Source organism: Mesorhizobium sp. M8A.F.Ca.ET.165.01.1.1, assembly GCF_004792065.1.
Lineage (GTDB): Bacteria > Pseudomonadota > Alphaproteobacteria > Rhizobiales > Rhizobiaceae > Mesorhizobium.
Map to the genome: position 1 here is coordinate 802,341 of NZ_SRTH01000002.1, position 18,395 is coordinate 820,735.

The 18,395-nt window shown below is 59.3% G+C and carries 15 protein-coding genes; 6 read left to right on the forward strand and 9 right to left on the reverse strand.

All coding sequences use genetic code 11. From position 1 onward, the window contains the following. The first annotated feature begins 61 nt into the window (after positions 1–61). Together EN808_RS08675 and EN808_RS08680 are read left to right on the forward strand one after the other, a co-directional pair. Entirely contained in the window at positions 62–1,399 is a 1,338-nt protein-coding gene (locus tag EN808_RS08675) for a hypothetical protein (protein ID WP_135915565.1), read from the forward strand. 476 nt (positions 1,400–1,875) lie between these two features. Next, on the forward strand, positions 1,876–3,816 hold the full coding sequence (locus tag EN808_RS08680) for a ParB/RepB/Spo0J family partition protein (protein WP_189524075.1): 1,941 nt from the start codon (positions 1,876–1,878) through the stop codon (positions 3,814–3,816). Between the two features lie 152 nt (positions 3,817–3,968). Here EN808_RS08680 and EN808_RS08685 read toward each other — a convergent pair whose 3' ends face one another. Next, positions 3,969–4,181 (reverse strand): hypothetical protein, encoded by a 213-nt coding sequence (locus EN808_RS08685; RefSeq protein ID WP_135915567.1) that lies wholly within the window; start codon positions 4,179–4,181, stop codon positions 3,969–3,971. Positions 4,182–4,227: 46 nt separating this feature from the next. Beyond that, positions 4,228–4,599 (reverse strand): hypothetical protein, encoded by a 372-nt coding sequence (locus EN808_RS08690; RefSeq protein ID WP_135915568.1) that lies wholly within the window; start codon positions 4,597–4,599, stop codon positions 4,228–4,230. Between the two features lie 214 nt (positions 4,600–4,813). Here EN808_RS08690 and EN808_RS08695 point away from each other — a divergent pair, with 214 nt between their 5' ends. Together EN808_RS08695 and EN808_RS08700 are read left to right on the forward strand one after the other, a co-directional pair. After that, positions 4,814–5,383, forward strand: a complete 570-nt coding sequence (locus EN808_RS08695) for a recombinase family protein (RefSeq protein ID WP_135915569.1) — start codon at positions 4,814–4,816, stop codon at positions 5,381–5,383. A 60-nt stretch (positions 5,384–5,443) separates the two neighbouring features. Next, positions 5,444–5,698, forward strand: coding sequence for a hypothetical protein (locus EN808_RS08700; protein WP_245525047.1), 255 nt, complete (start codon positions 5,444–5,446; stop codon positions 5,696–5,698). Between the two features lie 33 nt (positions 5,699–5,731). Here EN808_RS08700 and EN808_RS08705 read toward each other — a convergent pair whose 3' ends face one another. The 3 genes from EN808_RS08705 to EN808_RS08715 form a co-directional block, all read right to left on the reverse strand. Beyond that, a complete protein-coding gene (locus tag EN808_RS08705; RefSeq protein WP_245525048.1) occupies positions 5,732–6,214 on the reverse strand; it encodes a hypothetical protein in 483 nt (160 codons plus the stop codon). Positions 6,215–6,388: 174 nt separating this feature from the next. Then, positions 6,389–6,982 carry an SOS response-associated peptidase gene (locus EN808_RS08710; RefSeq protein WP_135915570.1) on the reverse strand — a complete coding sequence of 198 codons (594 nt, stop codon included), beginning with the start codon at positions 6,980–6,982 and terminating at the stop codon, positions 6,389–6,391. 419 nt (positions 6,983–7,401) lie between these two features. Further along, complete coding sequence (locus EN808_RS08715; protein ID WP_135915622.1) at positions 7,402–7,593, reverse strand: hypothetical protein; 192 nt, start codon at positions 7,591–7,593, stop codon at positions 7,402–7,404. A gap of 100 nt (positions 7,594–7,693) precedes the next feature. Between EN808_RS08715 and EN808_RS08720 the strand changes: the two genes are divergently transcribed. Next, entirely contained in the window at positions 7,694–8,326 is a 633-nt protein-coding gene (locus tag EN808_RS08720) for a hypothetical protein (RefSeq protein WP_135915571.1), read from the forward strand. Positions 8,327–8,370: 44 nt separating this feature from the next. Here the strand turns inward: EN808_RS08720 and EN808_RS08725 are convergent, their stop codons facing one another. Then, positions 8,371–8,766 carry a hypothetical protein gene (locus EN808_RS08725; protein ID WP_135915572.1) on the reverse strand — a complete coding sequence of 132 codons (396 nt, stop codon included), beginning with the start codon at positions 8,764–8,766 and terminating at the stop codon, positions 8,371–8,373. Positions 8,767–8,849: 83 nt separating this feature from the next. Further along, positions 8,850–10,223 (reverse strand): integrase family protein, encoded by a 1,374-nt coding sequence (locus tag EN808_RS36945; RefSeq protein ID WP_245525049.1) that lies wholly within the window; start codon positions 10,221–10,223, stop codon positions 8,850–8,852. Positions 10,224–10,657: 434 nt separating this feature from the next. On the opposite strand from EN808_RS36945, the gene EN808_RS08735 reads away from it, so the two are divergent. After that, positions 10,658–14,005 carry a DEAD/DEAH box helicase family protein gene (locus EN808_RS08735; RefSeq protein WP_135915573.1) on the forward strand — a complete coding sequence of 1,116 codons (3,348 nt, stop codon included), beginning with the start codon at positions 10,658–10,660 and terminating at the stop codon, positions 14,003–14,005. A gap of 47 nt (positions 14,006–14,052) precedes the next feature. On the opposite strand, the gene EN808_RS08740 is transcribed toward EN808_RS08735, so the two are convergent. Continuing rightward, on the reverse strand, positions 14,053–17,571 hold the full coding sequence (locus tag EN808_RS08740) for a DEAD/DEAH box helicase (RefSeq protein ID WP_135915574.1): 3,519 nt from the start codon (positions 17,569–17,571) through the stop codon (positions 14,053–14,055). Continuing rightward, a complete protein-coding gene (locus EN808_RS08745) occupies positions 17,558–18,340 on the reverse strand; it encodes a DUF1837 domain-containing protein (protein WP_135915575.1) in 783 nt (260 codons plus the stop codon). Before EN808_RS08745 ends, EN808_RS08740 begins: the two co-directional genes overlap by 14 nt. Between the last annotated feature and the right edge of the window lie 55 nt (positions 18,341–18,395).

The window sequence follows — 18,395 nt, forward strand, 5'->3', positions numbered from 1 at the left end:
TGCCGCCTTCACGGCGCATGGTAGCTCTGGCACGGGTTGCCAGAACCGGGGTACGAAGTGAATGGGTGAGCTTGAGCAGCAAATTGATATTTATCTCGGCGAATGGCTGGCAGAACTGCCGCCGCCGGACGCTGGAGTAGACTGGTACCGCGACTTCATGAAGTCGGAACGGCCGGGCGTCTTTCTCGAGGTTGCCATTGGTCCGACGAGCTTTGTGAATCTCGCGGGCAATCGGGCTTTAAATCGGGCCGCAGATTTACTTTTAGAGAGAACCGGTGAGCAACGTCGCGTGTCTCATCGCAGCGCGCGACGGGCGCTGCTTGAGGCCCACAAAGAGCACATTCCAAAAGCCTTAAAGTTAAACAGGTTCTCAGAGCACGCCATCGTTCAGCGCGCGATCGTGCAGGTCGAGAGAGTCAAACGAGCGAGCGGAATCTATGTTTTGCCGGTCGTTTTTGCTCCGATGGCCAAGAACACCGATGTGAAGTTTGGCCCAATGCAGCTCCTCTCTGCCAAGGTATTCAAAGAGCGCTACGACGAAGTAGTCGAGACTGCGGGGAAAATCGAAGGCGAAAGCCGATTTGTCGAGGGGTGGCAGACCTATTCGAAGGACTACGATCATTTCATCTTGGTCGCGATTGATGACCACGAATATGAGCGGGCTCGGATCGTGGCAAGGGAAGTCGCCGAGCTGCTCCTGAATCTTATCCGGCTGGCATTCCGGTTCGGCCATACAGATGATATCCGGATTGGTGATGGATTTATCTGGGAAAAGTCGCGAGCGTCGGTTTATTTCGATACGCATGGTACTCCGCAGTTTGCTCATTCCAGCGGACCGTGGGGCTCGATCCTGGAGGACAATTGGAAAGAACTGCTCGATGACAGGGTGGGGCACCATCAAGCTATTGTGGCGAGCCTCGCCGGGTGGATGGCCTCTGGCACCGATGCAGGTTCTCCGATTCTAGAAAGGCTGAGATATGCCAGTGCTTTGATCGCGGAGGCCTATAGCGAGCCGCATGATCGGATCCGCCTGGTGCGCCTCATCTCCGCTCTTGAAGCCCTGGCCCTATTACCTCGTGAAGAGAAAGCTCACGGGCTGGCACTTCATTCGGCTTGGGCGGGTGGCTGGGGAGAAATGGACATTGCGAACGACATCTATGACGCCGTTCGCGGCGCCTATCTTGTTCGAAATCAAATCGTTCACGGCGACGGTCCGCCCGAGTCTCTTGTAATGCAAGCCTTCCACCGACTTGAAAAGCATCTGGGCCGGATTTGGCTCGGGATGCTGCACATTTACGTGCTGATCTACAACCGCGATAGACCCAAGCATATTCGGCAGTTGCGGCGTGCATTTGGCCAGTACATCGAGACGTTCTTTTGGAACCCCGACATGCTGTAGCCTCACGAGGCATAAGATATTCGAACCGGCGCCCTTCGCCGGGGGCTGTCGGTCCCGCATCCCGCCTGCGGCGGCGCTATGCTGATGCTCCTACGGCCGCCCTGTTGAACCGGTCTCAGGGCCACGAACTTTCTCCAGCACCGATCTGACTTGGTCCCGCTAGCGGGCATTTCGGTGCTTCCGCCTTGTACGCCGTTCTTTGTCGGGGCCGCTTTGCGGCACGGCTGCGCCGATATGGATGTGCCTGGCGGCACGTTTCTTGTGTGATGGGGAAAGAGGCGCGCGGCCCTCTCTCCCAGCAAGCCGCCGCGGGCGGTTTCCCCCATCTTCCTGCGCTTCGCTCCGTGCAGACCGGGGAGACCCCTCCGCCCCCGGGACTTGCCCCCTCGCTCCCCGCTGCTCGCCGCGTGGCAGGGGTCAGGTGGCCTGACCCGCAGGGGAACGGACGCCGGAAACGCAATCAAAGGAGCAAGTCCATGAATACCGCTGAAATCACCATCCCGCTTGGCAAGCTGGTGCCGAGCAAGGCCAATGTCCGCCGTGTCAATTCCGAGGCGGGCAGGGCTGAACTGGCCGCCAGCATCGAGGCCCACGGCCTCATCCATAACCTAGTGACCCGCAAGGCAGCGAAAGGGGCCAAGTTCGAGGTCGTGGCCGGAGGTCGGCGTCTGGGGGCTCTGCGCTTGCTGCTGGACGAGGGCCGTACGGTGCAAGGCGTGGCCGTGACCAAGGACTATCCAGTCAGGGCCGTCCTGCGGGAGGAAGGCAGCGACACCGAGATTTCATTGGCGGAGAACGACCAGCGGGAACCGATGCATCCGGTGGACGAGGTCATTGCGTACCGCGACCTTGTTGAACAGGGCATGGCGGCGGAAGACATTGCCTCCCGTTTCGGCAAGTCCGTTATGACGGTGCGCCAGCGGCTCAAGCTGGCGAGCCTGTCGCCGCGCATCCTTGATGCCATGCGGGCAGGTGAGGTGACCCTTGAACAGGCCAAGGCCCTGGCGCTCAGCGACGACCACGCGGCGCAGGAAGCAGCTTGGTTCGAGCAAGACGGTTGGAGCCGTAATCCCGGCAACCTGCGTTCGTTCCTGACCAGTGCCCATGTGCGGGGCAATGACCGGCTGGCACGTTTTGTGGGCATCGAGGCTTATGAAGGTGCCGGGGGCGGGGTGTTGCGCGACCTGTTTGCCGAAGACCAGTTGACCTTCCTGACCGACCGGCCCCTGCTGGTGAAGCTTGCCAGCGAACGACTTGAGGCGGTGGCCGATGAGTTGCGTCCTCTGGGCTGGAAGTGGGTGGAAATCGCACTCGACACCAGTGTCATCCACACGAGCGGGTTCGGGCGCATCCACGCGGTGCGGCGCGACCTGACCGAAGCCGAGCAGGCGGAAGTATCTGCGCTGGGTGAGCAGTATGACGCCTTGGCCGAGAAGGTTGACGCGTATGCCGAAGGAGACCCGCAGATTGAGATTGACGAGGCTCAGCTTCGGGCGCTGGAGAGCCGCATTGACGCGATACAGCAGTCAAGGGAGGCGTTCGAGCCCGCTGATATGGCGCTGGCGGGATGCGTGGTCGGGATTTCGTACAATGGCACGCTGGACGTGACGCCGGGACTGGTGAAGGCCGATGACCGGAACGCCCTCGCTGTCTTGCGCGACGGGCAGGCACGTGGGGTCGACCTTGGCGGCGGGGAAGATGGCGATGAGCAAGGTGTCGACAACACCACCACCGGGCTGTCGGCTGCGCTGACCGAGGAACTGACGGCTATCCGCACCGCCGCGCTGCGGGTTGAGCTCGCGAACCGTCCCGAAGTGGCGCTGGCAGCCATGCTGCATGCGCTGGCGAGCCGGGTGTTCTATGATTACCACCACGGACGTATCGAGCCAGCCGTGGAGGTCACGGGCCAGCGCCGCAATCTTGTGCCGTCCATCAAGGAGCCGGATGCCTGTCGTGCGCTGAGCGGCTGGAAAGAGGTCTTGGAGGGCTGGGGTGACCGCCTTCCCGGTGACCCTGCCGACCTGTGGCCTTGGCTGCTGGCGCAGCCGCAGGACGTGCTGCTTGACCTGCTGGCGGCGGTCACGGCTGCCAACGTCAACGCGGTGGTGGCACGTCACGAAACCAGCCGGGAGCGGATTGCCAATGCCGACACGCTGGCGGAGGCGGTGGGGCTCGACATGCGCCTGTGGTGGTCACCCGAGGCGGCATTCCTGACCCGGCTATCGAAAGCCGATATTGCCGGTGTGATGCGGGAGGCCGGTTGCACCGAGGAGGCCGCGAAAGCGGTGGAACGCGCCCCGAAACCGGAAGGCGTGTTGGAGGCTGAAAAGGAACTCGACGGTAAGGGCTGGCTTCCCGCAGCCCTGCGGCCGCCGCTCAGGCCCGAGCGCGAAGACTTGGCAATGGCAGCCGAATAGGCTGGCAACCTATCGCAGAGCCGGGGCAGCGATGCCCCGGCTTTCGCGCATCTGTCGTCAGGTGTCCTTGGGCCGGTATCGAACCGGCCGAGGACAGGCGAGGGCGCCCCTGGCCCGCCCCTCGCGCTCCCCGCCCACCCAGGAGCAGCCGGTCACTGTACGGTTTCCGTCTTCGGCCGCACGCCCGTCGCCATGTATTCCACGAATTGAAGTGCAGCCCGCAGCGTGGCGGTGTCCCGGACGAAGGCGCCGTCGTCTTCGATCCCATCCATCGTCGGCAGGATCTTGCGCGCGATATCGGCCTGCGGTTTGGGCAGGCTATCGATCTGGCGCAGCAGGGCTGCTCGGGCTTCGTTGCGGGTCATCAAGGATATCGCGCGGCCGGTGCTCCCCGGCCGCGCGCCGGTTCGTTCACTGCTTGACCAGTGTAACCGTATTGCCGACCTCATCCCACCCCGACATGCAGGCGGGCGGCACGATTGTCAGGTTCTTGCCGTCGATCGTGGCGTTGCAGCGGTGGGCATTGCCATTGGTCGTTACCTGAAGCTCGCCGCTGTCCAGGAAGAGCCATTCGGCGCTCATGGCTTCACCCATGCCGCCCATGTACTTCATGTTCCCGTCTGCATTGAACTGGGCATAGAGCGATTCACCGTGACGGCTGAGGTTCGGGCTTTCCCACCGGCCGACAATCTGGTCTTTCGGTTCGGCCTGGCTGGACGAAATAGGGTTGCAGGCTGACAGCACGGCTACCGCCAGCATTGAGAATGCTACGTTGCGCTTCAAGTGACACCTTTCTGGAGATTGAGGACTCGCACCCCTATCCAGAAATCACGAGATTTGATCTGTAGTATAAGCGATTGCTAACTAACGCCGGATTGGGTTTTTCGCGCAAACTTTAGGCAAAGGTCGGTGACCAACACCGCGAAAATCGACAAAAATAGCTGTGCGAGGACGTTGCAAATCTCGTGAGTTTTGAAACAGCGGGAGGCGCATTTGGATGAAGTACGGATATGCGCGGGTTTCCACGGAGTCCCAGGACTTGGCGTCTCAGATCGAACGCCTGGAAGCGGCAGGCTGCCAGAAGATTTTCTTTGAGAAGCTGAGCGGTAAGAATGCCGATCGACGTCAACTGCAGCGGCTCCTGAAAGTGCTGGCGCCTGGTGACGTCGTCCAAGCGGTCGTCAGTGATCGGATGGCACGGGATCCGTTGGATATGCTGCAAATCGTCAAAACGGTCTCATCCGCTGGCGCCTCACTACGCTTGTTGGACGAGCCCTTTGTCGACACTACGTCGGAAATGTCCGATTTGATCGTCTTCCTGGTGGGGTGGGCGGCCAAATGGCAACGGCGCCGGATCCTGGAGAATACGGCAAGCGGACGGGCGCGGGCGATGGCCAGGGGCGTCAAGTTCGGGCGGAAGCCGAAACTCACGGCGCAGCAGCGCCAGGACATCGCGGCAAGGTTCGCCGCAGGCGACGACATCCGTCAGTTGGTTGCCGACTACAAGGTGAGCAGAAGTACCCTTGCTCGGGTGCGACGGACTGCGAACTCGACGGCTGCACCCTAATCCGCAATATTGCGGGCGTTGCGGTGGCCCGGGCGATGTTTTGAGATGAAAGAGGTGCCGATGAAGCTGATGAGCGAGAAGGACATCCCGGCTTTCGTCCAAGCAGTCATCGAGGCCGGCTGCGATATCTGTGCCGTGGATTACGATGGGTATGTGCTGGGCGACGCTGATCTGCCTCTGGCGAAGAGCAGACAGGTGCAACCAATCCTGAGACAGATTTCGCTCAGGTTTGGCGAGCGCGACCACCTACGCCGAGATATTGTCTTACATCTCCGCTCCCTTGGTCGCTTTGTGGAGAGCGGCACGATTCATTGAATGTGACCCAGTTAGAAGACTGAGGATTCCGCGCTAATTCCGCGGCAGCTTGTGGATCTCGAGCCGCACCGGGCCGCCTCGATCGCAACCGGTGCAAAATAAGGCCCGCTCGACCGAGCTGAAAAGGGCGTCCTTGCCGTAGCGGCGGATCAGGGCGGCGGGCTTGACCGGCGCATGGTGTGAGCAGTTCTTGCACCAGGCGCGCAACGTGTGCCATTCGCGCAGGTCGCCGAGCGACACGTCGATGCCGGCATGAACGCTGCCTTCCACGATGGTTTGCGGCGGCAGTTTAGGTTCGCCGGGCGTGAGAATTTTCTCCATGACGTGACGGCTGTTGTAGTGGATCAGCAGCATGCCGGGACGACGGCGGATTGCCGTCTGCCAAGCGGCTTGGCTGACCGAGAAATCAGGCGAACGGCTGATCGTCTCGACCAGCGCCTTCTCGTCGCGATCCCAGACCTCGATGCGAAAATTGTCTTCGTCCGTTTTGGGCATAGCTTCGCCGGCCAGCGCCATCGAAGCGCGTCGCCCTCGGTCCTCTCTCCTTCAGATGGATTAGGAATAAGGAACATATTCCTGTTTCGTCAAGGCCACGCCAACACGGCGATCGCGCTGACGCTGGCGGCGATGCGCCTTCAGGGGTTTTTGCCGCAGGCGTGGTGAGACGGCGGGCGAAGGGCGCCTTTCGATCTATGACTTTTCAGGACGCACCGTCTCCACCGCGAGTGAGCCGGCCGGCAGCGGGCGCAGCAATTCGGCTTCGGACTTAGTCAGGTTGAGCCAGGCCGCCCAATTTTCAGGCTGAAGGACCACGATCTGTCGGTTGTGGATGGGCGCGACGTCGGGGCCCGGCTCGGTGGTGAGCATGGTGAACGTGGGTGGCTTGTTCCCTGTGCCTTCACGCCAGAGGCCGGCGATCGCCATGAATGGCGCGCCGTTGAGCGTGAAGCGGTGCTTGGCCTTGGGATATTTCGTGCCGGTGAATTCGAAGAAGGCGGACGCCAGCACCAGGCAGCGGTTGCTGTTGGTGAACTGTCGCCCTTCAGAGCGGAAGTTGAACACCGGGCCGCCTTTCGGTCCCGACGGCGGAAATCCGAATGTCATCGAGGCAAGCTCGACGGTGTCGCCGGCGGTGCGCATGATGGGCGCCGGATCGTTGATGCGGACATCATCTGCATGCGGCAGGTCGAGTTCGGTCTGATGGGCCGGGATCTTGAGGGCCAGTGATTCCATCATCCGGCAGTACTCAGCCCAGGCGATGTGCTGCTCGTAATCGTTGCACATGGACGTCTCCGAACCGGAACTTGGCCGGCCCGGCCAGCTTATCGAGGTGACACAGGATTTGCGGGCCGAGCCGTCCAGCAGGCCAGCGCTAGCCTACCCTTTCAAGTTCTTCGGTTATACGGTTCGGGTCAATTCCCCTGCCAAAAAGGCTCATAATCCTCTGCGCAATGTGTTCGCGTTCCTCCTCGCCCCTAATTCCATGCTTCGCGCAATAGTCATTCAGGGCTTTGGTGAGAATTGCCAATTCGGCGGAATCAGCCACACCACATGCCAGCACGGTTGCCTCCCTCGAAGAAAGCCTGGTGACCGCTTTCAAGCGTCCGCTTGCCTCAGTTCGCTCCGGACGACCTAGGAAAAATACCCCCAAAAAAAGTCACATGCGAGTCAATTTGATGCGGCTGAGGAGAGCCAAGCGGCGGTTAAGCCCAGCCGACATGGTCTCTTTTCACGAGCCTTAAAAACAGGGTGATCCAGAACCGGTATTCGGGGTCTTCACGATTGCCGGACGTCCCCAGGGCGCAATAGGCAACCGAGGTGGTTGCGTCCTTGCCGTGCAGTTCCACGGCGGTTTCTATTGCCTCGTCCTCGGCGAGAAGTTCCCATTCTTCAATCATATGGCGCCTACACATAAGCTTTCGAGGTCGCCCCTCTATCGAGGATGACGGTTAGGGCAGAACCGCATTAGAATGGATACTACATGGAGGGCGGTTTATGACAACTTCGGGAGAAGCAAAACTTGCTGGCAGGTTGGGGCCGACGGATTGGGCCGTTCGTGCGAAGGAGCTCTTGAACAAACCAACAACGGATCTTTGGAGGCGTACCGCACGGGAGTATTTTCATGACCGTATTGAACCGCGATATTTAGAGCCAATACGGGAGCTCGACCGGCTTAATCGGTTGCGGGGCGAAGGTTTTGCCGTCGTCACGATCCAATGCGCGTTGATCGAATTCCTGGCGGCACTCCGCACCGGCGAAAACTACAAGCTTGACAAGCCTGATCCTAAGAAAGGCGAATACAACGACAGCGGGAGACTGTTTCGCGATTTCCTGGCGAAGGAAGCACCTTTCTCGGCGGTCTTCGCGACGACCGCGGGCGACTTCTATCGCGACATTCGCTGTGGCCTCTTGCATGAAGGCCAGAGCAAGGGGGGATATCTCATCAAGAAGAAGAGTAAATCTGGCCTCATCGTCGATTTAGGGCCGCCAAAAGTCCTGTACTGGACTGATTTGCAAGGGGCGATTGAGACTTACTTGACCCAATACACCAACGACCTGGAAACGGTGGCCGCGCTTCAAAACGCGTTCATACGCAAGTATGACCACCTGGCGAGGACTGCTGTTTGAGCCCGGCGCGGGGATGCAGAGTAAGGGGTGGCAGCAGTCACAAGCTAGCTAATGCGATAGTAGGTGCCCCATGCCAGTCGAACGTCAGCGAATGTCCATTCTCGCCGTCGGCCGTACGCGGGGCTCTGCCGGGTCATGCATTCGTTCAGGCCCGTCTGCCTTTGAAATTTCATAAACCAGGCCGTCGATTTTGGCTTGCCGTTGGCCGTGGTCTGAACGCGGCGGATGACCCCGCTATCAGCCCACTGCTCATGCGGATTGGAGACCGATGCAGAGTCGGCCAGATAGCTGCGGAGCTTTTGTAAGGTGGCCTCTTCGGGCGACTGGCGAAGATCCGCGCGGAGCTCCTGAACGGCAAGCGTAGCGCCTTGCTTAGCAGCCTCGGTGAGCATTCCGCGCAATTGCGTGCTCGACAGCACGATAGCCTGGAGAGCTTCCATGAATATGACTTTCTTTGATGGGATGTCGCGACGAGAAACCGGCGCAGGTTTATTGCGACACAGCCAAAAAATGACGTCAAGCGCTATATCCCGAGCAGGGAGCCGAGCTTTTCGGTTACTGGGCGGAGGGGGTCTACGAGGTGCAGGTCGTAGATCATCGTCGTTCCAAGATTGCCCTTGTGATCGACGTAGTGTGACACGGCCTCATGCGAAACCCCTTGGGCCGTCAGCATCAGCGAGATGGCAATCCGTTTGAGGTCGTAGAGCTGGAAATATTCCGGCACTCCTGGCAAAGCCTTGAACCGGTCCAACCCTTTGCGGAAATTGTCGCGGGGCTTGGTCGCGTCCGCGTGCGAAGGAAACAGCAAGCTGCTCTCAGGCCAGCGCAGGCGTTGCGCCTGGACCATTCCAGCCACTCTGGGATGGATCGGGACGGACCGGTAGGCGTGCTCATAGATCGAGCGCGACAGTTTAATGCCCTTGGTGTTGTGCTTGCGCCAGACGAGTTTCTCCAAATCGAAGTGACCGAACTCCGCTTTAGCCAGGTCGCTGGGGCGAGCCATGGTCAGGAACAGGATGCCCATGAAATTGCAGAGTTCCTGCATCTGGTCGTTCGCCGTGACGACCCGGCCCTTGGCCAAAGCCAAGTCCCGTTTAGCCAAACCCTCAACGGTTTCGATATCCGGTTCGGTCTCCATAACCGGGTAGAAGATGTGGGCTGCGATTTGCCTTATCTGCTCTGTTGAATAGTCCCGGCGCCGGCGCATGACTTTTCGCGCGCGGATTGGGCTGCAGGGGTTGCGCATGTCGACGAGCTGCATGCGGATCGCCCAATTGAAGAGGGCCGAGACGTGGCGCAGCCCGTCATTGTGGCTGTACGGCGACGAGAACTGTCGTTGGAAACGCTCGATGTCCAGTGGCTTCACAGAGGAGAATGGCTTGTTGGCAAACATCGAGCCGAAGTCAGAGTACGGCTTGCGGATGTTATGCCCACGGCGGGTGGCCTTTTTGGGTGACCTTCTGTGCCATGTTGCAACGAACATCGCGAAAGTCCCCTGATATCCCTGCGACAACGCTTGGATATGGGTCTCCCAATAGCGGTCGATCGCCTCGCGAACCGTCAGAAGATGCGCGCGCGGGGTGTCCCCATCCTCGAAGTCAGGGTTTTCACCCGCTTCGAGCCTTCGTTCGCGCCGGCCAACGGCCAGGCGCGCAGAAGCGACATTGAGGATGACGTTCGAACCAAGCGCTTTGCGATACCGTTTGCCGTTAAACTGATAAGCATGGACGAAGGACTTATGCCCCAAGGCAGTGACCCGCAGGCCGAGACCGGACACCGAACCGTTGCGGATTCGACCGTCTCGACCGACAGGGTGGTCCCAGTAAATTTCCTGATCTTTTCCGGTCGGACAGTCGGCAGCAAGAACGATGGAATCGTCTAAAAAAAGCTTAGGCATTTCATGTAACTTTCATGTAACGAATTTATAGCAAATGTTACATGAGAAGTGAAGTAATGATTTAGATATATTGCCATAAAATGATGTAATAACAAATGATTGTTAATTTCGACTATTTCGTACAATCGTAAGACTGGCCTTCACACGGTAGGGGTCACAGGTTCGAATCCTGTACCGCCCACCATTTTTTTCAAACGGTTAGACAGACAATTACTATGCTGGCTTGGCTTATGTAACTTTCATGTAACCGGCTTTTCCGAACTGACCCGGTAGTAGGATCCCCCGCTGTATGCCGGGGTGTTCGGAAGCGACCGATGGCAGTGTTCGATCAAAGAGATATTATTGGGTTGATATGTAATAAAAAGCCTTGAAGGTTTCTACGCCCACCGGGATACTCATCGACGTATAGAAATCACGGAGTGTTGCTCGCAAGTATGGACGATCTCTTCGCTATAAAATGCGTGTGTAAGGTTCCGGAGCGTTTGGCCGTGTTCGGGCACATTGGTGGAAACCGAATCCTTCAAGTTGCCCATCAAGCGCGACAAGATGTTGTAACGCTTCACCAAGGACAGGCGATACGTGGACGGACATTTTGGCGGGCCGTCTCGCCAGAATTAGGCTCGATTGCGGTCGTCGACTACGACACAGTCTCACTTTTGGGCTGCGATGCGGTCTTAAAAATACCGGACATTTCTTCCTCTGCGACCGTCACACAGGCGTTAGAGGCGGGCACGGGTGTCTGGATTGGCCCCAAGCCACGGAAGCCAGGGCAGGGGCCGTCTGAACGTGACGCTGTAACCGCATCTTGGAAAGACCGGTTTGATCTGATCAGCGAGGAGTATGAGGGGGACCGACGCACGCGGTTGGGCCTGCGGCCACCTCAAGTCGGTGCCATTCATGCCGTAAAGGCCCATTGGAGTGTTTCAACCCAACCTGCAACGCTTGTCTTGCCGACTGGAGCTGGCAAGACCGATACCATGGCGGCGCTATTGGTTTCTGAGCAGATCCCGCGGCTTTTGGTAATCGTCCCCTCCGATCCACTCCGCCGGCAAATTGGTTTGAAGTTCGCCCAACTCGACGTTTTGAAGGCGGCAGGCTTGGTGCCGAGCGATCTACGCCACCCTGCAGTGGCTATTCTGTCTAGAGGGCTCAAGAGCATCCAGCAAATCGATGAGCTTGTGGCCGAGGCCAATGTGGTGGTGACCACAATGAGCCTGCTCACCAGCATGTCAGAGGAATTGCGAGCCTATCTAGCCGCGTCCATGAGTCATCTCTTTGTTGATGAGGCCCATCATATCGGTGCTAACACTTGGCGCGATTTCAAAGCCTTGTTCCACGGCAAAACGACCCTTCAGTTTACGGCGACGCCGTTCCGTAACGACGGCCGTCGCCTCGATGGAAAGTTCATCTACGTTTATCCTCTGCGACGCGCCCAGAAAGACAAGCTCTTCACATCAATCGCCTATGTGCCGGTGCACGGACACGGAGAGAGCGATACCGATCGGCAAATTGCCGCCCGCGTGAAGAAACAACTGCTGGAAGACGAGGCGAAAGGGTACAAGCACTTGGCGATGGCCCGGACGGGCTCAGTCAATCACGCCATAGCGTTGCATGAGGTTTATCGCACCATCGCTCCGGAAGCGGCCCCCACTCTGATCCACAGCGAGATGTCGAGCTTGCAGAGGGCCGCTGCCCTCACGGAGCTTCGGTCGGGCCGCTCACGGATTATCGTCTGTGTCGATATGCTGGGGGAGGGATTCGATTTACCTGATCTCAAGATTGCCGGCCTTCACGACAAGCACAAGAGTGAGTCTGTCACGCTTCAGTTCATCGGGCGTTTTACGCGGGCGCGCCAGGATCTAGGCACCGCTACGGTCATTGCCAATATTCAGGCTGGAAACACGGCAAGCAGCCTTAATGCGCTCTTTGCAGAGGATGCCGACTGGAATCATATCCTGGCGGTCATCGGGCATAATCGCACCGAACGCGAACGACGCCGTGAAGACCTATTTGGGGGTTTCCCCGATGCAGCAATCGAAACGTTTCCGCTGGAGACGATCGAGCCGCGTTTCAGCACCGTGATTTACCGGACCACCTGTGCGGAGTGGGATCCCACAGCTGTGGAACAAAGTTCCGGGCCTTGGTCGACAATAGTGGAGCCCCCCGCAATCAACGCGGAAAGCCGGCTTGTCCTTTTCGTAAGACGAGATGAAGAACGGCTGCGCTGGACCTCAGTCAAGGCCGCTCGCAACGTCAGCTACAACCTGGTGATGGCCCATTGGGACCCGGATCTCGCGTTACTTTTTATTCATGGGTCGGATCTCGCCGACCTGCACGCGGAGTTGGCGAAAGCGCTGGCCGGCGACAGCGTCCAGCGGATCACGGGCGAGCAGGTCTTCCGGGTCCTTTACGGGTTCCGTCGCCTAATGCTGACGAGTCTGGGGCTTAGCGAGACTCAAAGAAAACCAGTGCGCTATTCTCAATTCATGGGATCGGATATCGCTGATCAACTGGATACGTTGCCGGGGAACCGGTCGCGGACCAAGACCAACCTATTCGGCCTTGGATATGTCGACGTTCAGGACCTCGACGAAAATGGCAGCGTTGTCGGTATCCATCCGGCCAAGGAAACAATCGGCTGCTCGCAGAAGGGCAAGTTTTGGTCGTATCAATCCTCCAACAGTTTTTCGGAATGGATTGATTGGTGCCATGACATCGGCCGCAAGGTCCTGAATGATAACATCACGCCAGAAACGATTCTTCGAAACGTCGTTCGTCCCAGGCGGTTAGCCACCCTTCCATCAGCCAAAATTGCCATAGGTGTTGCTTGGCCTGAGACGTTTCTCGATGCAGCCGAGGATCGGATTGACCTTATCATCGAGGGGCAACCGGTCCCGCTCTATAACTGCGAAATTGAACTTGACGAGTTTGCGATAACCGACGTGATCAAATTTAGGGTCTCAAGCGGCGAACTAAGCTCCCATTTCGAACTTCAGATTGGAGCTAGTGGCGCCTTGTTTAGGCAGAAGGCAGGCCAGGATGTTCAGGTGGTTAGGGGCCGGGCGCGCAAAGAGAAGCCGCTCGTTGAACTATTCCATGAGGATCCCCCACATATTTACTTTGCCGACGGTGATACCCTCGTGGCACCGGATATTCTCGAACTGTCGAAAGATACGGAATTTCAGGCCTTTGATCCGGAACAAATCCTTCCAAAAGATTGGTCGGGGGTTGACATCAGGGCGGAATCCCAAGGCCCCACGAAACGCACCGACACTGTGCAGGGGCGCGTCGTTGAAATGTTGCGCAATAGCGATATTCCGTATGACATCATATTCGACGATGATGGGGCTGGCGAAGTGGCTGACGTTGTCGCCATCCGGCGCTCCGGCCGAACGTTGATCATCGACCTCTTTCACTGCAAATATTCTTCAGGAAGGCTGCCGGGTGCGCGGGTCGAGGATCTTTATGAGGTCTGTGGACAGGCTCAGAAGTCAGTGCGCTGGGCTGAGCGTTTTGCGAAGCTATTGGACCATCTGCGTCGGCGCGAGCTAGACCGCAATTCTGCTGGAAAACCTACTCGCTTCGAGCGGGGAAGCCTTGCCAGTCTGATGACTTTCATCAGTCAGAGCCATGAGCTGCACGCCGAGTTTTCGGTAACGCTTGTTCAGCCGGGTTATTCTCGCGCAAAGGTCGTACCGGCGCACCTAGAGCTCTTTGCGGCGACTGCTTCATATCTGATGGAGACTTGGCGTATCCCGCTACAGATTTTTGCAAGTGCTTGATGTGGTAGCTAACGGGGGCGCTCTCTTGTCGGGGCAGCTCGGTTAATCTACGCATCGGCCTGCGGCCAGCGCAATTTTCCACGGCCAACGCGCAAGGCTTCCACGAGCCTGGTGTTGCCGGGCAACCGACCAGAGAAGAGACTGGGTTTGGGATCGACGGCTGGCTTCTTGAACGCAGCGATCCGCTGGTAGTCCGGCGTTGCCAGCCAGGTCCGTCCATCGCCTTCATCTGTGATGATCCGATAGAGGCCGGCAAGCGGAGCGGCCGGGATGTCGAGCAGGCGTTTGTAGTGTTCGACCGACCATTTCTGGATGCCGCCGCTAAGGGCCTCGGTGCGGAAGCGAGCCCACAGCGCGGCGGTCTCAGGCGTTGGCCAGTTGCCAGCGTCGGTGTAGGCCGTAATCTCGTCGGATTCCAGCCAGACCCGCATCTCGGCCGGTGTAACGAACACAGGCTCGGCGTCCTCGATTGCCGCCATCGCAGCGCGTCGGGAGGGCAGGCCCGCGCGAATGAGCATCGCCATCATGAATTGCGGGACGCCGGTTTCGACCGCCGCTGCGGCGCCGCCCGCCACCGTCTCCGGCGACCAACCGTGGGACATGCGCCGCGTTCGGACAGCTTCCAGCGCCCAGACCAAACGATAGGTAAAAGCCTCCTCGACGGCCCGCATGTTCTGGGGTCCGATCTTGGAAACCTCCTCGCCGGATACCCAGCTACGCAAGATGGCTTTCCAGTTTGCCGGGAGCGCATTGGCTTTGTCAGAGATGAAGGGTCGCATGAACAGCAGACGCTCGCCGAGACCACTGAGCGCATCGGCAAGTTCATCAATGTCGCCACTCAGTGCCGCCTGATCAGCCCGGTCTAGGAGTGCGGCCAAATCGTCGGCCATGGCGTCGATCGCGAGGCCAGCCTCAAGCCCAACACCCATGGCGAAGTGCCCACGCCTCGTCTGCGCGGTGGTTGTCTTCCAAATGAGATCGGCGCGCGCCTCGAACACTTTCTTGTGGAGCGGGGCGACGTCATCGTCTTCCCTGGCGATTTGGCGGGCCCAAAGCGATCCCTTGAGCGCCTCGTCCAAGAGTTTCGGCAGGTCGGCGCGATCGGAATCAAGGGCTTCGACCAGGCCGAACACGGTGGCATCGAGGCGTTCGACGATTTGGGACAGCGGCTCCTCGTCGATGGTCTCCTCTTCATCATCGCCGCCGTCTTCATCGTCGTCGCCGTCTTCATCGTATTCAGCGCCGGCTGCCAGGCGCTCGGCCACAGCGGCTTCCTCCTCAGGTGATCTCCAGGCTTCGCGGGCATTGGCGAGGTATTCCCAGGCATCATCGCGATCCAGGACACCCTCGCGCGACAGGCGCTCAAGAATCTCGGCGACGATTTGGATGAGGCCGCTTTTCAGCGTGCGGGCCTTGGCAGAAGCAACGAGCTTCCTCCATTCCTTCTTTCGCCAGTCGACGTTGTCGAACATGACGTGGACGATGAGGCCTTCGACATCGACGAAGGCGCGACCTGCGCGGCCGGCGACGTTCGCGAACTCCTCGCCTTTGATCTTCTCGGCCGCCCGATACAACGCGGGTACCAAAAGCACAGCGGCGTTGAGATTAAGGCCCTGCGAGAGCGTCGGAGACGCGACAATGACCTTCAGGACCCCTTCGGACAAAAGAGCTTCCAACTCGCGCAAAAACGGGCTCGGCAACCGGCCATGGTGGATGGCGACGCCCTGCTTCAAGCAGGCGACGGCGGGATGATCTTCGCCCAGCCACTCCTTGCCAACCTCCAAGGCCCGAGCGATCGACGTCTCGTTCTCCAACAGCGAGTCCAGATAGCCACGTCTACAGAGGTCCACGACCTGCTTGCCGTAGCTCTCGACCCAATTCGCCTGGGTCGAGAAGATCAGCGTCCGCTTGCCCCGGCCTGCAAACTCCCATGCCGCGAACAGGGCAAGATGTGAGTTCTTGCGCGGATAGGGCTTCTTCTCTTTCCCCCGCGCCGGTTTCTGCACGACGAATTTGTCGAGGAACGGACCATCATCGTCGAGGTCGAGCCGGAGCAGCGCGTCCTTGCCCCGCCAGGTGAGCGCGCCGAACCGCTGCCTCGTCGGGCGCCAGTTGGAACGCACCGGGTCACCCGGCTCGTCGGAGCGTATCCATGCGGTGAGATCGTCGAGTTCGACGCCGCTGGGCAGGATAGCGGAGAGACATACGATCCTGCGTTCGCCCGCGTCTGCGCGCCGGAGCAGGCGTTGCACAAGCGTCTCGTAGCGGATTTCGCGCTCGCTCGGGCCGATCATATGGCCTTCGTCAAGGACGATCAGGCCGACATCATCGATCAGGGACGGGTCGCTTCGCAGTGCGAAGTCGAGCTTCTCTGGCGTCGCGATTATGATCTCGCGGGAGCGCAAGGCGTCTTCATCGCCAGCCGAGAGGCCGCTGGCGCCGTAAAGCGAGGAGACGCTGAATCCGAGCGGCGCGAAGGTCTTTCTGAAGGAGCGCTCCGTTTGGGCGGACAAGGCACGCAATGGCGTGACGATCAGCACTCGACGCGCCGACGATAAGGTCATCAGCGCGGCGATCTCGGCCACCCGCGTCTTGCCGGCGCTGGTCGGCAGGGCAACGACAAGGTCGTCAGTGACGTCTGTGGAACGCCGGGCCGCTTCGCGCTGCGATGGCCACAGCTCCACCTCGGACGTCTTGCTGGCGTAGAGCGACGCGATAAACAGCCGACGCAGGTCCGGGTACTTCTCTTCCGCCCCCTCGGGCGGCTCAGTCGGCAGGTTCTGGTGGAGCGAGTGCTGCCAGAGGTCGTCGATGAGATGACGGCATAGGTTCGAGATCCACCATAGCGGAACATTCTCCGCGTTGTCCGCCAGGCTGACCGCGGTGTCCAGCAACTCCCGTGCGGTTTCGATTGGCTCGGGCTCGCCGGTCTCCAACGCGAAGTCAAAGTGAGCCAAAGCCCTGCAGATCGTTGTGTTAAGGATGGTCGACAGCACCTCGTCTATGTCGGGGTCTTCGTCGTCGGGGTCTTCTTCAGTTAGCGCTTCGGCGAGCTGCTCGTCGCCGTGTGCTTCGTCGTCCAACCACTCGCGAACGAAGCCGCGCAACTGGTTAAGATCGCGCAGGATAAGGTGTCGGATCGCCGTTTCGCCCGGCGAAGCGTTCAGGTCGTCCGCTGTTTCGTTGAAGAGCGAGTATGCAACGGCGGAGAAACCGGCCAGATGGTAGGCTGCGGCGGCGATGGTGCGGCGGAAACCGCGGCGGGGCGATTCCGGATCGCCATTGCGCACGAGAGCCTCGAAGGCATTGGCGGCACGCTCAAAGGCTTTGCTGGTAAGATCCGACGAGCCTGCCTGGGCGCGCAGCGCCATCGCGCCGCGAAGCAGGGCGAAGCTATGTTCGGCGAGGTCCGTTTCGATTGTTAGGCCGAGCTGAGGCGCATTCGGAGGTAGCACGCCTTCCTCGCGCATGAGAGACCAAGCGGCACCGCGGTAGAGTAGGCGCCCGAGAATACCGTCAACCGTCGCGTTGGTGAGGAACGCGGTCAGTTCGTCAATCGTTTCCAAGGTCTTCAGCCTCTTTATACATTTCGGCGATGAACTCCTGGTGGTCTTCCACGTGGATGTTCACGACGTAGTGGTCCCGGTTGGTCCCCGTGGCGTCGAAATCCTCCTTCAGCGATGCGTGCGGGCCGTTGCCCGATACTGTGAAAAGCATGTGATCGATGCGATCGGCGCGAAGAGACTTCAGGCCCACCTCGTCGCGGAGACTGCGGCCCAGAGCGTTGTCCTTCGGGTCGCTGCTCTCCAACAGGCGATTGGCGACGAATAATAGCGAGTCGGGAGTGCAGCGGCCATTGTCGCGGTTGAGTACCTTGCGGGCGCTTGTCACGGTGCCCTTGCCGAGCACCTTGTTGCTCTTGGCTTCGCCCTTCAGGAGCCAAAGCTTTTCTTCGGGCCCACCGTATCCGGCACCGATAAAGTCGTCGCCGCGCATGGCCATATTGCGGCCGTCCTTGTAGCGGAGCCGGCGCACAGGGACGCGCAAGCCGATCTCTTCTTCAACCAACTCAGTCGCAAGAATCTCGCCGAGATCGCCGGAGCGGCCTCGGGGTGTTTGCGGCATTGCCTCGCTGAGGATATTGGCGGCGACCTTGTAACCAAGCCGCTTCACATCATCGGCGATGCGTTCCAGGCGGTCATAGTGTGATCGAATGGTCTCAGCGAGGTCATCGCGAATTTCCTCGCGACCGTCTTCTTTTTCGACATAGGTCCAATAGCGCTTGCGCTTATCATTTTCTCTGGTGGCTTCAAACCACGTTTCGTATAGCCCCACTTTCCCCCCAATACTTGCCTCTTCGGGCGATGACACGTTGCAGCTAGTGGTCGTA